This window comes from Halobellus rarus (assembly GCF_024494595.1).
In the GTDB taxonomy this organism is placed as follows: domain Archaea; phylum Halobacteriota; class Halobacteria; order Halobacteriales; family Haloferacaceae; genus Haloquadratum; species Haloquadratum rarum.
In genome coordinates, this window is record NZ_JANHDI010000008.1 from 15,289 (window position 1) to 30,017 (window position 14,729).

17 protein-coding genes and 1 pseudogene are annotated in these 14,729 nt (G+C 69.0%); 9 read left to right on the forward strand and 9 right to left on the reverse strand.

Annotated elements, in window-relative coordinates; translation table 11 throughout:
* Positions 1–18 precede the first annotated feature (18 nt).
* The 4 genes from NO876_RS09875 (at position 19) to NO876_RS09890 (ending at position 3,786) form a co-directional block, all read left to right on the forward strand.
* Positions 19–450 carry a DUF5791 family protein gene (locus NO876_RS09875; RefSeq protein ID WP_256421519.1) on the forward strand — a complete coding sequence of 144 codons (432 nt, stop codon included), beginning with the start codon at positions 19–21 and terminating at the stop codon, positions 448–450.
* Entirely contained in the window at positions 450–1,361 is a 912-nt protein-coding gene (locus tag NO876_RS09880) for an NAD-dependent epimerase/dehydratase family protein (protein ID WP_256421520.1), read from the forward strand. The genes NO876_RS09875 and NO876_RS09880 overlap by 1 nt, the downstream gene beginning before the upstream one ends.
* A gap of 72 nt (positions 1,362–1,433) precedes the next feature.
* The gene (locus NO876_RS09885; protein WP_390276556.1) at positions 1,434–2,627 is read left to right on the forward strand and encodes a DHH family phosphoesterase; all 1,194 of its coding nucleotides are present in this window, start codon (positions 1,434–1,436) and stop codon (positions 2,625–2,627) included.
* A 64-nt stretch (positions 2,628–2,691) separates the two neighbouring features.
* Positions 2,692–3,786: an aldo/keto reductase gene (locus NO876_RS09890; protein WP_256421521.1), complete on the forward strand. Its 1,095-nt coding sequence runs from the start codon at positions 2,692–2,694 to the stop codon at positions 3,784–3,786.
* A 30-nt stretch (positions 3,787–3,816) separates the two neighbouring features.
* Here NO876_RS09890 and NO876_RS09895 read toward each other — a convergent pair whose 3' ends face one another.
* On the reverse strand, positions 3,817–3,987 hold the full coding sequence (locus NO876_RS09895; protein ID WP_256421522.1) for an HVO_0758 family zinc finger protein: 171 nt from the start codon (positions 3,985–3,987) through the stop codon (positions 3,817–3,819).
* 129 nt (positions 3,988–4,116) lie between these two features.
* On the opposite strand from NO876_RS09895, the gene NO876_RS09900 reads away from it, so the two are divergent.
* From NO876_RS09900 to NO876_RS09915, 4 genes are all read left to right on the forward strand, one after another.
* Positions 4,117–5,259 carry an MFS transporter gene (locus tag NO876_RS09900; protein WP_256421729.1) on the forward strand — a complete coding sequence of 381 codons (1,143 nt, stop codon included), beginning with the start codon at positions 4,117–4,119 and terminating at the stop codon, positions 5,257–5,259.
* 279 nt (positions 5,260–5,538) lie between these two features.
* Entirely contained in the window at positions 5,539–6,684 is a 1,146-nt protein-coding gene (locus NO876_RS09905) for a glycosyltransferase family protein (protein ID WP_256421523.1), read from the forward strand.
* Complete coding sequence (locus NO876_RS09910; RefSeq protein WP_256421524.1) at positions 6,681–7,157, forward strand: DUF7109 family protein; 477 nt, start codon at positions 6,681–6,683, stop codon at positions 7,155–7,157. Before NO876_RS09905 ends, NO876_RS09910 begins: the two co-directional genes overlap by 4 nt.
* A 155-nt stretch (positions 7,158–7,312) precedes the next feature.
* On the forward strand, positions 7,313–7,912 hold the full coding sequence (locus NO876_RS09915; protein WP_256421525.1) for an NUDIX hydrolase: 600 nt from the start codon (positions 7,313–7,315) through the stop codon (positions 7,910–7,912).
* A gap of 81 nt (positions 7,913–7,993) precedes the next feature.
* Here NO876_RS09915 and NO876_RS09920 read toward each other — a convergent pair.
* The 6 genes and pseudogenes from NO876_RS09920 to trpC all read right to left on the reverse strand — a co-directional run.
* Positions 7,994–8,416 (reverse strand): annotated as a pseudogene (locus tag NO876_RS09920) (Hsp20/alpha crystallin family protein); the annotation flags it as partial.
* On the reverse strand, positions 8,413–8,571 hold the full coding sequence (locus tag NO876_RS09925; protein WP_256421526.1) for a DUF7559 family protein: 159 nt from the start codon (positions 8,569–8,571) through the stop codon (positions 8,413–8,415). The pseudogene NO876_RS09920 and the gene NO876_RS09925, both read right to left, overlap by 4 nt.
* Positions 8,572–8,634: 63 nt before the next feature.
* Positions 8,635–9,429 carry a 2-amino-3,7-dideoxy-D-threo-hept-6-ulosonate synthase gene (locus NO876_RS09930; protein WP_256421527.1) on the reverse strand — a complete coding sequence of 265 codons (795 nt, stop codon included), beginning with the start codon at positions 9,427–9,429 and terminating at the stop codon, positions 8,635–8,637.
* Between the two features lie 27 nt (positions 9,430–9,456).
* On the reverse strand, positions 9,457–10,326 hold the full coding sequence (gene trpA, locus NO876_RS09935) for a tryptophan synthase subunit alpha (RefSeq protein WP_256421730.1): 870 nt from the start codon (positions 10,324–10,326) through the stop codon (positions 9,457–9,459).
* Between the two features lie 22 nt (positions 10,327–10,348).
* Positions 10,349–11,596, reverse strand: coding sequence for a tryptophan synthase subunit beta (gene trpB / locus NO876_RS09940; protein ID WP_256421528.1), 1,248 nt, complete (start codon positions 11,594–11,596; stop codon positions 10,349–10,351).
* Positions 11,593–12,543: an indole-3-glycerol phosphate synthase gene (gene trpC / locus NO876_RS09945; RefSeq protein WP_345780745.1), complete on the reverse strand. Its 951-nt coding sequence runs from the start codon at positions 12,541–12,543 to the stop codon at positions 11,593–11,595. The genes trpB and trpC overlap by 4 nt, the downstream gene beginning before the upstream one ends.
* Positions 12,544–12,687: 144 nt before the next feature.
* On the opposite strand from trpC, the gene NO876_RS09950 reads away from it, so the two are divergent.
* Positions 12,688–13,152, forward strand: a complete 465-nt coding sequence (locus NO876_RS09950; RefSeq protein ID WP_256421529.1) for an MGMT family protein — start codon at positions 12,688–12,690, stop codon at positions 13,150–13,152.
* Between the two features lie 51 nt (positions 13,153–13,203).
* Here NO876_RS09950 and NO876_RS09955 read toward each other — a convergent pair whose 3' ends face one another.
* A complete protein-coding gene (locus tag NO876_RS09955; protein WP_256421530.1) occupies positions 13,204–13,533 on the reverse strand; it encodes a hypothetical protein in 330 nt (109 codons plus the stop codon).
* Positions 13,534–13,634: 101 nt separating this feature from the next.
* Positions 13,635–14,729 carry a CPBP family intramembrane glutamic endopeptidase gene (locus NO876_RS09960; RefSeq protein ID WP_256421531.1) on the reverse strand — a complete coding sequence of 365 codons (1,095 nt, stop codon included), beginning with the start codon at positions 14,727–14,729 and terminating at the stop codon, positions 13,635–13,637.

Consider the following 14,729-nt stretch of genomic DNA (forward strand, 5'->3'; position numbering starts at 1 on the left):
CCGGCAGTGATTTGTGGTATGCTGTACGACGCGGCCGACGACCCCGCACGCCTGACGCCGGTGGAACTCCGCGAGGCGTACGAAGCACAACTTAGAGCCGTCGTGAGCGCCCACGGCGTCGAACCGGTGGCAGACGACGCCGACGTCGACGCCGACCTCCTCGAAGCGCTCGTCGAGGGAGCGGTGCCACAGTTACGCGTCGAGGACGCGGCGTCAATTCTCGCGCTCGACGAGGAGCGACCGGACGCCGAGGCGATTCTGCTCGAACTCCGCGATCACCTTCTGATGGCGATGACCACGGGCGTCGTCGACGTCGACACGATCGCCTCGAACGTCGACCTAGACCTCTCCGGTCAGGAGGTCCAGCAGGCGCTCGAAGGCCGGACGGCGATGACGCTCGCACAGCTCGCGGCGATCCAGCAGTACCTCGCCGAGCGGAACGACCGCTGATGTCCAGGGTCGTTATCGTCGGCTGCGGTTACGTCGGCCTCGAACTCGGCAGACGGCTCCGCAACGCCGACCACGACGTGACGGGCGTCCGCCGCTCCGACGGGGGACTCGAGGCCGTCGCGGCGGCCGGTCTCGACGCCCGGCGCGCCGACGCCACCGATCTCGAGACTCTCGCTGCCCTCCCGGACGCCGACTGGATAGTCTTCGCGGCCAGTTCCGGTGGACGCGGTCCCGACGCTGCTCGGCGGGTCTACGTCGAGGGCCTCCGGAACGTCATCGAGGAGTACGGCGGGCGTTCGTCGCCACCGGACCGTCTCGTCTATACCTCGTCGACGGGCGTTTACGGCGACCACGACGGCGACTTCGTCGACGAGGAGACGCCGATCGATCCCACGACGGAGAAGACTCGCGTGCTCGCCGAGGCCGAGCGGGTCGCCCGTGAGGAGACGGCCAACGCCGGCATCGACGGGACAGTCGCGCGCTTTGCGGGACTGTACGGCCCCAGCCGCTACCGCCTCGACCGCTACCTGGACGGACCGGTCACCGAGGGCTATCTGAATATGGTCCACCGAGACGACGCCGCCGGTGCGGTCGCCTTCCTCCTCGAATCGGACCTTGCGCGCGACGACGTCGTCCTCGTCGTCGACGACGAACCGGTCGACAAGTGGGCGTTCGCCGACTGGCTGGCTTCCGAGTGTGACGTACCGTCTCCCCCGAAGCGAACGATCGACCAGCGCCTGTCGAACTCGGATCTCTCCGCAGCGGCGCGCCGCCGGATCGCGACGAGCAAGCGCTGTTCGAACGACCGCCTTCGCTCGCTCGGCTACGAGTTCGCGTATCCGACCTATCGCGAAGGCTACCGGGCGGCGATCGAGGCGTACCGCTCGGGGACGGACGCGGCGTCGATCTGACGGAGCGTTTTACTGTCATTTGATGGAGATTACGAGGGAATCTTCTTGGGTGTGCATCCTGAGGCGGAACGTATGGGCAGCGCACGCTCCGGAGTAGCACAGGCCCTCCCCCCGGAGCTACTCGACCGGATCCGATCGCTCGTGATGGCGTATCCGGCGGTCGCAGCCACCGTCGTCGTCGCGCTCCTCGCGACTGCGGTCGGGCTGTACGTCCTCCATCGGTTCGAGCGACCGATGGGCACCCGGTTTCTCGAGAACCTGAAGGAACTCGACGAGGTCGCGGTACTGCTTCATCCGAACCCCGACCCGGACGCGATGGCCACCGGTATCGGCGTCGCGAGTCTCGCAAAACAGGTCGGAACGGACGCGACGGTCCAGTACGCCGGCCAGGTCCGCCACCAGGAGAACCGCGCCTTCCAGACGGTGCTGGACCTCGATATCGAGCAGATCGACCACGTCAGCGACGTCGCGGCCGAGCACGTCGTCCTCGTCGATCACAACCGTCCGCGGGGGTTCGCCGGCTCCGACAGCGTGCTCCCCTTCGCGGTCGTCGACCACCATCCGGGCGACGGAACGGGCGAGGCGTTCACGGACGTCCGGACGGACTACGGCGCGGCCTCCAGCATCGTCGCCGAGTACTTCGAGAACGTGGGCGCGAAGCCCGTCCCATCCGCAAAGCACGCCAGCGAGGTCGACGCGCCCTACACCGTCCCGTCGACTGTCGCGACGGGGCTCCTGTACGGCATCCTGACCGACACGAAGCGCTTGACTTCGGGCTGTTCGGCGGCCGACTTCGAGGCCGCCGGATTCCTGTACCCCGGCGTCGACGAGGACCAACTGGATCGAGTCGCGAACCCCGCGGTGTCCAGGGAGGTCCTCGAACTGAAGGCCCGGGCGATCGCCGGCCGCGACGTCCGCGGCCCCTTCGCCGTCAGCGACGTCGGCCGCGTCTCGAACGTCGACGCCATCCCCCAGGCGGCGGACGAACTCGTCCAACTCGAGGGCGTCACCGCAGTCGTCGTCCTCGGAGAGCGAAACGGGGTCGTCCACCTCTCGGGCCGCTCCCGCGACGATCGGGTGCATATGGGTCGGACCCTCGACTCTGCCATCGCAGACGTTCAGGACGGATCCGCTGGCGGGCACGCGAGGATGGGTGGCGGTCAACTCTCGCTGCACGACGGGGCGATTCGGACGGAATTCGGGGAGTCGATCTCTCGCGAGGACCTCTCCGATCGCCTCTTCGAGTCGATGTCCGGCGAGGTGTGACCCGCCCCTGATTCGCTCGGGGACGAGCCGACGCCCGTTTATCCGCGCGGAGCGTACTCCAGATATGGCGACGAGTCAGGGGACCTGGGGCTATCGGGACCGGTTCGGCGACGCCTTCGCGCGCACCTATTTTCGCCGGTTCGGCCCGGGTGTCGCATCGAGCATCGGTCTCGGGACGTACCTGGGTGAGCCGACCGACGCGGTCGACGAGCGCTACCGCGAATCGATCACGGAAGCGCTTTCGGCGGGGATCAACGTCGTCGACACGGCGATCAACTACCGCCACCAACGGAGCGAGCGCGTCGTCGGCGACGCGCTCGACGCCGCGGAGATCGACCGCGAGGAAGTCGTCGTGGCCACGAAGGGCGGATTCGTCCCCTTCGACGGCTCGCGCCCGGACGATCCGGCCGCGTACGTCCGTTCGGAGTTCCTTGACACTGGGCTCGTGGATCCGGACGACCTCGCCCGCGGGAGCCACGCGATCTCACCGGACTTCCTCGATGCGATGCTCGACCAGTCGCTATCGAATCTCGGCCTCGAGACGGTCGACTGCTACTACGTCCACAACCCCGAGACGCAACTGCAGGTCCGCGACCGCGAATCCGTCTACGACGCGCTCGAAGCGGCCTTCGAGCGGCTCGAACGCCGGCGCGCGGCCGGAGATATCGGCGGCTATGGCGTCGCGACCTGGGAGGCGTTCCGCGTTCCCCGATCTCACGACGCGTACCTCTCGCTCCCCGAGGTCGTCGCTCGCGCCGAATCCGCCGCCGAGGCGGTCGGCGTCGGCGACGTCGGACTCGCTGCCGTCCAGTTGCCGTTCAACGTCGCGATGGCGGACGCGTTCACCGTCGCGGCGCACGGACACCCCGAGGAGGACCGCGACGTCAGCGCCCTCGAATACGCTCAGGCGGTCGACCTCGACGTCGTCGCGAGCGCGACCCTCGCGCAGGGCGACCTCGCGGCGTCGATTCCCGCGGGGGTCGACGCGGAGTTGGCGGGTGAGACCCCCGCACAGCGGGCGATCAACTTCGCGCGGAGCGCACCGGGCGTCACGACCGCGCTCGTCGGGACGAGCTCGCCCGCACACGTCCCGGAGAACGTCGCCGCCGGGACGTTCGAGCCGCTGGGTGCGCGGGCCTTCGACGCCGTGTTCCAGTGACGAGCGGCCGCCTACGGGAATCGCTCCCGACTACCGGAGTTCCTTCCACTCGCGCTCGCAGTCGACGCACCGTCGAACCGTGTACACCTCGTCCGGATCGTTCTCCGTGTTCAGCGTCTCACCGCACTCGGCGCAGTTCAGTCGTCCGTACGTGTCCTTCTCCAACTCCCCGTCCCGTAGCCCCTTCCGCGTCGACTTCATAATCACGTCGCCCTTGGGCCTGCAGGGTATAAGGACTGTTGTAGGTCCGCCCCGGACCGCAACAGTTGAACGCGCCGACGGTCAAATCCGCCCGTGTCTCGGGGACGGCTCTTCGGTACGCTCTGTTCGATGATCTTCCTGGTGAACCTCGGGAGAGTGGTCTTCGCGCCGCTGCTCCAGGAGTTCATCGCGGTGTTTCAGATCGGGGAGGGAACGGCGGGCCTCATCGCGACCCTCGCGTGGCTGGGCAGTGCGCTGCTCCGCGTCCCGACCGGATGGCTTCTCACGCGAGTCCCGCGCCATCGGGTGATACTGGGGACCGGCGTGATCCTCACGGGCGCGGCGGCGTTCATCGCGAGCGCGACGTCTGTCTCGATGGTCGCCGTCGGCGCGCTGTGTATGGGGCTCGCCTCCGGGAGTTACTTCGTCGCCGCCAACCCGCTCGTCAGCGAACTCTACCCCGAGCGCGTCGGCTGGGCGCTGGGCGTCCACGGGATGACGAGCCAACTCGCGGCCGTCGCGGCCGCGCCGCTCGTCACGCTCGTCCTCACTCTGTTCGTCGACTGGCGGATCGTGTTCGTCTGCATCGCCGCCGTGGCCGCGCTCGTCACGATCACGCTGTTCTTCACCGCCCGGTCGACGGAGCTCCCCGAGGCCGGCTCCGAGGACCGAGACCTGATCGGGGCGATCCGTGCCGAGTGGCGGGTCGTGTTACTCAGCGTCGTCGTCGTGGGCGCGACCGGGTTCGTCTGGCAGGGCCTGTTCAACTTCTACGAACTGTATATGGGGACTAAAGGGCTCTCGGCCACGGCCTCGAAGAACCTCCTCACCGTGATCTTCGCCGCCGGAGTGCCGGCGTTCTTCGTGTCGGGACGGCTGGCCGATACGCTCCCTCGCGTGCCCTACATCCTGACCATCATCGGATCGTTCACGGTCTGCGTCCTCGCGCTGACGGTCACGTCCGGTCTCGTCCCCCTGATCGTTCTGACGGCCCTGATCGGGTACGTGCTCCACAGCCTGTTCCCGGCGATCGACACGTACCTGCTCGATACGCTCCCCGATGGAACGCGAGCGAGCGCGTACGCGTGGTACTCCGGCGGGATGATGGTCCTCCAAGCCAGCGGCTCCTCGGCCGTCGGCGCGCTGCGGGAGGCCGGACTCGCCTACGACCTCATCTTCACGCAGTTGGCACTCGGACTGGCGGTCGTCGTCGCCGCCCTCCTCGTCCTCCAGCGGAGCGGTCGCCTGCCGCAGTCGGCGACCCGCGAGTGACGGCGATTCGACTGTCGGCCGTCACGTGTGGCGAACAGTCGGCACACCGCCGGCGACGACGTCCTCGCAGCGCCGTCGCCCTCGCCCCGCGTCGGCGTGCCGAGCGACCGCGGCCCGACGCGGGGTGATTCTCACGTCACACTCCCGCTGGCCGCTCCGTCTGATATAAACTCACGTACGGGGCCGATCGATATCCACGCCTCGAACGGCGCGAGTGACGAGCGGTCCCGACCGCCGGAACCCCCGCGCTTTTGCTCGTCCCGTCCCGAGGGCAGTTCGATGGAGTACGTGCAAACGCGGGTAACGACGCTCCACGACCTCGCCGATCCCCTCCCGGCCGCTCCGACGGATCGCGCGGCGGTCGTCGTTCCGATGACGGAGCGCGAGTACGAGACCGACGCCGCGAACCGGATGTTGCGCGTCATCGAAGGACTCGACCCCGCGCGCGTCGTCGTTCCCCTGCGCGCCGCGGCGGATCGAGTCGGCCCGGTTCGCGAGTGGCTCTCGGAGTTCGATCTCTCCTTGGACCTCCTGTGGTGTGACGGTCCCCGGGTCGCCTCCCTGCTCTCGGAGGCGGGCCTCGACGGCGGTCGCGGCAAGGGACGAGACGTCTGGCTCGGACTCGGTCGCGCGACCGCCGAGGAGTTCGTCGTCGTCCACGACGCCGACACGGCCACGTACGACGAGTCGTTCGTCCGACGGCTGTTGTTCCCGCTGACGCACGGCCACGACTTCTCGAAGGGGTACTACGCCCGCGTCGAGGACGAGCACCTCTACGGCCGGCTCTTTCGGCTCTTCTACGCCCCGCTCGTCCGTACCCTCGTCGACGAACACCCCGAGCCGTACCTCAAGTACCTCGACTCGTTCCGGTACGCGCTCGCCGGCGAGTTCGCCGCGACAGCCGAGATGGCGCGGAAGATACGGACCCCGCGGAAGTGGGGGCTCGAAGTCGGGACGCTCGGGGACGCGTTCGACGCGGCCGGATTCGATGGGACGGCGCAGGTCGACCTCGGAACGTACGAACACGACCACCGAACCGTCGAGGGGTCCGCGGGACTCTCCGATATGAGCCGCTCGGTCGGCGAGACGCTCCTGCGGAGCGTCGTCGAACGCGGGATCGACCCGGACTTCTCGACCCTGTCGAGTCGGTACCGGGAGGCGGCGACCGCGCTCGTCGACCAGTACGCGCTCGACGCGTCGTTCAACGACTTCCGGTTCGATCGCGCCCACGAACGGGAGCAGGTGTCACAGTACGCCGCCGCCGTCGAGGAGCCCACGGGAGCCGACGATCGCCTCCCGGCCTGGGAGAACGCGCCGCTCTCCGCGGAGGCGGTGGGTGCAGCGGCCGAAGCGGACGTCGAGGTCGCGGTCGACGGGGGAAGTACCGGCGTCGCCGCCGCCGACGCGACGGGGTTCGGAGAGTGACGTCCGAACTCCAGTCCGACGAACTGGCCGGCGTCGTCGACCTCTTCGGCGCGCTCACGCCCGTCGAACTCGAACGCGCGCTGAGCGAACTGGCGTTCAAGCAAGGGTCCGACGTCGACGACGCCGCGCTCTCCGACGCCGTCGAGGACGCGGTGGCGTCGTACGCGTTGGTTCGGTACGAGAAGGACGGTGAGACGCTCTTGATCCCGGGACCGGCGGCGTTCCCGACGCTCCCGGAGAACGCGGAGGATCTGCCGCACATCCTCGACGTGTCCGCTCGCGATATCGACCGAGAGGCCGCCGCACAGGCGGTCGCGGAACGGCTTCGGACCGAGGCGGCACGCGCCGTCACCGACGGGGACGAGGAGTCGATGCGGCGACTGTTGGACGTGACGTACGACGTCGCCGTCTGGTCTGCAGCGGTCGACGTCGACGACATTCAGGCGCGACTCGACGACGAACTGGACACATGACCGACGACGAACTGGCCGCGTGATCCACGACGAACTGGCCGCGTGATCCACGACGAACTGGCCGCGTGGCCCGCGGAGCGGTCGGACGACCCCGAATCCTTCACGAATCTACAGCAGACAGTATAAGCCCCCCGGGATCCTACGTGGGTCCGAGTATGGATCTCTCGCGGGTGTCGGGCCACGCGCCGGGCGCGGTCGAAGGGGCGGGACAGCAGGCGGCGGTCCTCGCGCCGATCCTCTTCCGGGACGGGCAAGAGCACGTCCTGTTCACGAGACGCGCGGATCACCTCGGCGAACACCCCGGCCAGATGAGCTTCCCCGGTGGATCGCGCGAGCCGGAGGATTCCGATCTGCGCGCGACCGCCCTCCGCGAGGCCGACGAGGAGATCGGCCTGCGGGCCGACGAGACGAGCGTCGTCGGCCGCCTCGACGATATCCGGACCGTCACCGACTACTCCGTGCGACCGTTCGTCGCCGAGGTCCCCGACCGCACGTACGACCCCGACGAGCGCGAGGTCGCCGAGGTCGTCGCGCTCGCCGTCTCCGATCTGATCGATCTCGACAACTACGAGTCCGAGCGGCGGGAGCACCCCACCTACGGCGCGCGTCGCATCCACTTCTTCCACGTCGGCGACTACACCGTCTGGGGGGCGACCGGCGTGATGCTGCTGCAGTTACTCGAACTGACGACCGACTGGACCGTTCCGGAAGAACCGGACCGGGTCGTCGGTCCCGACGCGGAACTGCCGGTGTAAGCTCCGAAACGAGTTTTCACCGCGACGGGCGGCGCAGATTCCGGAGGTTCGTTCTGGGAGGCGTCGTCTCGACTACGCCCCGACGTCGCCGGCGCGCTTCGGGACTCGGACCCGCAGGGTCCCCGACTCGGTGACCGTCGCGGAGGCGTTCTCCGGTTCGACGGCGACGCCTTCCGGGAGCCGCGCTGTACCGTCCAACGAGAGCCCCCGGCCGGGGAAGCGCATCTCGAACCCCTCGTGGAAGGTGCGGAACCGGTCGACCGTGACGCGCACCTCGCGGTCGACGAAGCGCACCTGTACGTCCTTGCGGCGAACGCCGGGCGCGTCGAAGACGACGAGATACGCGTCGTCGCCCTCCAGGAGATCGTACGCGAGCGGCGTCCGTTCCTGCACGCGGGCGATACTGCGTCCGACGCGCTCCAGCGCGTTCTCGGCGATCGACTCGCCGAGTTCCTTCAGGCGCTCGGGGGCGTCGCGTCCGCCGAGCCGTTCGAAGCCGCTCATAGTTCGATCGCCTCCAGGGAATCGCTCTCGCGGCAGTACGGGCAGACGAAGTCGTCGACGCCGACGCTGTCGGGCATATCGTACGTGTAGTGAAGTTCGAACATATCGAGTTCGCACTCGTCGTTGGTGCATCGAACTTCGAGCGTCGCGGGCATATCCCCGGATTGGCCCGCCACGGTGATAAGCGCGCGGGCTCGAAAGCGCCCTGCCACCGCGACCTACGCTTCGAGTCCCAGACCCGCGGTCTCGACGGCGTCGTCGACGTCGGCGTCGTCGTGGATGATCGCGCTCACGGCGCGGGTGATCGCCTCGGGTTCGTCGTGCTGGAAGATCGACCGCCCCATCGACACGCCGGCCGCGCCGGCGTCCATCGCCCCGCGGACCATCTGCGCGGTCTCTAGATCCGTTCCGCGGCTGCCGCCCGCGATGACGACCGGCAGGCTGGTCGCCGCACAGACGCGCTCGAAGGAGTCGGCGTCGCCGGAGTAGGCGGTCTTGACGACGTCCGCGCCCAGTTCCTCAGCGATTCGGACGGCGTGTGAGAGGCTCTCGGCGTCGTGTTCGTCGACGCCGGGGCCGCGGGCGTAACTCATCGCGAGTACCGGGACACCGAGCCGGTGGGCCTTCTCGGTCAGATCCCCGAGTTCGGTCAGTTGATCCGGTTCGTGGTCGCTGCCGACGTTGATGTGGAACGAGACCGCGTCCGCGCCGGCGCGGAGCGCCTCCTCGACGGAGCCGGTCCGTCGCTTGTCCTCCTCGTCGGGGCCGATCACGCTCGATCCGTTGAGGTGGACGATGTATCCCTTGCCGTTCTTGTTCGGGTGGACGCGCGGGGCGACGCCCTTCTGGGTGAGGACGGCGTCCGCGCCGCCGCGCGTGATCGAGTCGACCGTCGATTCGAGGTCGACGAGGCCCTTCACGGCCCCCAGTGTGATTCCGTGGTCCATCGGGACGACGAGGTATCGCCCCCCTGTCGAGACGCGGTCGAGCCGCGCCGAGAGTCCTGCGTTCATCGTATGTGATTCTGTGGCAACCGTCCGTTATGTGCGTTCCGCTTGGGGCACACGTTGTTCGTACCCGCGCAGGGCACCCTGCTTCAATTCGCGGGCCTTCTCCTCGAGTCGTCCGGCGACTGTCTCCGCAGGCTCCCCCGCTTTTGCGCCCTCCGCGACGATGTCGACGAGCGCGCTCCCGACGATGATCCCGTCCGCCCCCCCGGCGACGATCCGCTCGGCGTGCTCGCCGGTCTTGATCCCGAACCCGACCGCCTTCGGGACGTCGTAGTCGGCGAGGCGGTCGAGGCTCTCCTCTGTCTGCCCGGAGACGTCCTCCTGCGCGCCGGTGACGCCCAGGCGTGCCTGCACGTAGACGTATCCGGACACCTGCGACATGATCCGCTCCAGTCTGTCGCCGCGGGTCGTCGGCGCGACGATGAACACGAGGTCGAGGCCGAACTCGTCGCAGGCCTCTCGGAGCGGGTCGGCCTCCTCGGCGGGGAGGTCGGGGACGACGAAGCCCGAGAGCCCGACTTCGGCGGCGCGCTCGACGAACGGCCGGGGGCCCTGCTCGGAGCCGTACTGGTAGATCAGGTTGTAGTACGTCATACACACCAGCGGCACGTCGACGTCCAGGTCCTCGACGAACTCGAAGAAGCGCTCGGGCGTCATCCCGCCCTCCAGGGACCGCACGACGGCGCTCTGGATCGTCGGCCCCTCCGCGATCGGTTCCGAGAAGGGCAGGCCGAGTTCGATGACGTCCGCGCCGCCGCGTTCGAGGGCCTCCACGTATTCGAGCGAGGACTCGTAGTCGGGGTCGCCCGCTGCGAGGTAGGGGACGAACGCCGGGCCGTCGGCGAAGGCCGCTTCGAGGTCCGGGTTGCGGACGGGGTCGGACCCGGATTCGCCGCTCATCTCAGATCCTTCGTCGCCCATCTCAGATCCCCCCCGAGAACGCCGCCATCGACGGGGCGGCCTCGATGTCGCGCTTCTCGGTCTCCTCGATGACGGTCTCTAAGTCCTTGTCGCCGCGGCCGGAGACGTTCACGAGGACGGTCTCGCCGAGGTCCTCGTAGTGCTCTTCGAGGTAGCCGAACGCGTGCGCCGTCTCCAGCGCGGGGATGATCCCCTCCAGCTGGGAGAGTCGGTGGAACGCCTCCAACGCGCCGTCGTCGTCGACGTTGACGGCGTTCACGCGATCGTCGTCGACGAGGCGGGCGAGTTCGGGGCCGACGCCCGCGTAGTCGAGGCCGGCGGAGACGCTGTGACTCTCCATAATCTGGCCGTCGGAGTCCTGCAACAGCTTCGTCCGCGCGCCGTGGAGGACGCCCTCGTCCCCGGTCGACAGCGACGCCGAGTTTGGTGCGACGCCGGCCTCCTCGTCGACTTCGAGGGTCGAGCCGCCGGCCTCGACGGCGTACAGCCCCACCGACTCGTCGTCGACGAAGTTCGCGAACGCGCCCATCGTGTTCGAGCCGCCGCCGGCGCAGGCGAGTACCGAATCGGGGAGCCCGCCGGTCTTCTCGCGGAGTTGCTCTCGGGCCTCCTCCGAAATCACGGCCTGGAAGTCCCGAACCATCGAGGGGAAGGGATGCGGGCCGACGACCGAGCCGATGACGTAGTGGGTGTCCTCGACGTTCGTCGCCCAGTCGCGCATCGTCTCGGAGATGGCCTCCTTCAGCGTGCCCCGGCCGGTGGTGACGGGATTGACCGCCGAACCGTTGAGCCGCATCCGGAAGACGTTCGGCCGCTGGCGGTTGATGTCGCGCTCGCCCATGTAGATCTCACACGGCATATCTAGGTGGGCGGCGGCCATCGCGGTCGCGGTACCGTGCTGGCCCGCGCCGGTCTCGGCGACGATGCGCTCTTTACCCATGTACTTCGCCAGGAGGACCTGCCCGAGCGCGTTGTTGAGCTTGTGCGCGCCGCCGTGCAGCAGGTCCTCGCGCTTCAGATAGACCTCGCGGCCGTACCGCTCGGAGAGCCGCTCGGCGTGCTGTGTCGGCGTCGGTCGCCCGCCGAAGTCCCGCAGCCGGCTCCGGAACTCGTCCATGAAGCCGTCCTCGTTCTCCAGGACGTACCGCTCGTAGGCGTCCGTCAGCTCCTCGATCGCCGGCATCAGCGCCTCCGGCACGTACTGTCCGCCGTACTCGCCGAACTTCCCGTCCGCGTACTGTTGTGTCATTGGTTGGTGTCCGTGTTCCTCGGTGTCGTATCTGTCGACTTCGCGAGCCCTCGATTCGCGTCCGTCGACTCCGCACTCGTCGGCTTCGCGTCCCTCTCCGCTTTGACCGCCTCCTCACCGCCCGCTCCGCTCGTCCGCTCGGCGTCGGCCGATTTTCTTCTGCTCGCCCGCTCGGCGTCGACGGTCGTCAGCCGCTCGGTATTGGCCTCGACGTCGCCGTCCATTATGGCCGTCCCGATCAGGAGCGCGTCCGCGCCCGCCGCGCGCATCCGACGGACGTCCCCGACGCTCGTGACGCCGCTCTCGGCCAAGAGCGTCACGTCCTCGGGGACGTGCGGGGCGAGCCGTTCGAAGGTGTCGAGGTCGACCTCCAACTTCCCTAGATCGCGGTTGTTCACCCCGACGATCTCCGCGCCGAGGTCGAGCGCGCGCGCCAGTTCCTCGCGGGTGTGTACCTCGACGAGCGGCTGGAAACCCCGCTCGCTGGCCGCCTCGTACAGCGCCGCGAGCGAGTCCGTTCCGTCCTCGTCGAGGAACCGCGCGATGAGCAGGATCAGATCCGACTCGACGGCGTCGAGTTGGGCCTCGCGGACGACGAAGTCCTTCCGGAGCACCGGCACGTCGACGGCCTCGCGGATGCGCCGAAGATTCTCCGCCGACCCGCCGAAGTGCTCGGGCTCGGTCAGTACCGAAAGCGCCGTCGCACCGCCCGAAACCATCTCTCTGGCGAGCGCCACGGGGTCGTCGGTCCGTTCGCCCTCGGTCGTCGGGCTGGTCGGCTTGACCTCGGCGACGACGGGGACGCGCCCCGCCGACTCAGTCGCCGCGACAGCCTCGGGGAACGATCTCGCGTCGACATCGAGCCGGTCCGCCCCGCCGGAGCGCTCCCGCGCCGTCGCGAGGATCGACCGCACCGCAGGGGCAAGTTTGTCCTCACTAGCGTTCATCTATGTCCATTAACGGACTCTTTTGCACATAAGGCTTGCGCGTCGCGCCCGTCGGCGTGAATTCCCCGTATTCGACTCGGCCGCGACGGGCGTCGCCTCGTCCCGGTCGCGAACGTTCAAGGCTGCGGACGAGAAACTCTCGGTATGGACGTCGGCACGGATGACGGGATCTTCGCCCGCGAGTCGGAGCGACTGGATCGGGCCGTCGAGATCGGCGTCGCGAGCGGCCGCGTCGTCGGCGTCTCGTTTCCGGAGACCCTCCCGGACGACGCCGACCCCGAGCACCCGGTGCTCGACCGGATCTTCGCCTACCTCGACGGCGAGTCCGACCACCTCGCCGACGTCGAGATCGGACTCACGGTGCCGACCGAGCACCGACGCGTGCTGGAGGCCGCGCGGAACGTCCCCCACGGCGAGACGGTGTCGCTCGACCGCGTGGTCCGAATGGCCGGTCTCGATCCCGACGACTCGGCGGACGTCGAGACCGCCCGGGCCGCGTTCGCGGAGAATCCGGTGCCGCTCCTGGTTCCCGATCACCGCGTCCGCGACGCCCCCGGCGGTGCGCCGGCTGCCGTCGCTGCGCGGCTCCGGGAGATCGAATCGAACTGAGCGCGCAGACGGGGCGAAAGCGCCGAAGAGTGCCGGAACGGCGACCCGAGGTCACCGCCACCGCAGGAGGAAGTACCCCACGAACCCGATGATAAAGAACCCGGTCGACGCGAGCGCGGCGACGCCGAACCCGGGAACGAGGGCGAGCAACTGGGCGACACCGGCGAGGACGAGCGCCGCGGCGGTGACGTAGACGATCCGCTCGTCCTCCGACGGCGAGCGGTTCGCGTACACCGTATAGCCAAAGAACCCGGCCACGGCGGCGAACCCGAGGTCCGCGGCCGTCGTCAGCACCGGATTATCGAAGGCGATCGACGCGAACAGCAGCACTAGATACCCGATGAGCACCGACTGTAGGATCGTCTGCGTGCGGCGTTCCATACCGAAACGGCGCGCCCGAGGAACAAAAACGGTCGGGGCGTTCGCCGGATGGCACGTCGGACCGCTCGCTGGCCGGCACGTCGCCGACTCGCGTCGACGACTCACGCCGCGTCGCGTGGCCACTCGATCCCCAGTCCCTCGTGGACGACGAACTCCAGCGCGTTCACGAGGTAGTGGGCGACCACGACGACGAGGAGGCTTCCGGTGACGACGAACGCCGCGGCGAGGACGAAGCCGAGCGCGCCGGTCACGAGGACGCCGATCCGACCCTGGGCGCCGTGGCCGAAGCCGAAGGCGACCGAGGAGACGAGGGCGAGCAGCCACGGCGAGACGTCGTAGCCGGCCGCGAGCACGCCGACGAGCGCGCCGCGAAAGAGCAGTTCCTCGAACCCGGCGATGACGGGCAGGACGACGAACAGCAGCGCGGCCCATCCGACAGCCGAGTCGGGTGCGAGCGCGCTCCGGAGTCGTTCACCCTCTCCGAGGCCGAACCGCGCGCCCAGCGTCGCGCCGGCCTCGTTGGCGGCGTAGAGGGCGAGGCCGAGACCGGTTCCGAGCGCGAGCGAACCGACGGTGGCCGTCTCGGCCGCGACGCCGAACGCCCGCGCGGGAATCTCCGCGTACCACGCGCCCGCGAGCAACAGCACCCCGAACAGACCCTGGGAGACGGCGACGTTCGCCAGGAGCGACGCCGTCGAGAGGTTCGACGCCGCCGGGTCGCCGTCGGCCGAGCGGTCCCGCTCGCCTCGGCCGCGGCGGTCTGTCACCTGAACTTCGACGCCCGACTTCGGCAGGACGACGGTCTCCTCGCTTCGACCGTCGCGTCCGCTCGCGTCGTCGGTCTCTTCGGCGGCGTGGTCCGCTCCGCCGGTGCCGTCGTCGGCGCGGTCATCGCTCCCGTGGTCGGCGGCGGCGCGGTCATCGCTCCCGTGGTCGTCGGCGACGCGGTCCTCACCCTCGGCTCCGTCGGGAACGCGGTCTCGGACGTCTGTGTCGCCGACGGCGCGGTCGTTTCCCGCGTCCCCGTCGTCGAAGACGACGGTTCGGCTCGTACCGCCGGCTTCGTGATCCGCACTTCCCACTCCGCTGTCCGTCTCGGGATCACCGTCGAGAACGCCGCGGGACGCGTGCGAAAGTAATAGCAGCCCGGCGGTGACGACGATCGCGAACCCGGCGAACGTCGCCCACTGGGGCAT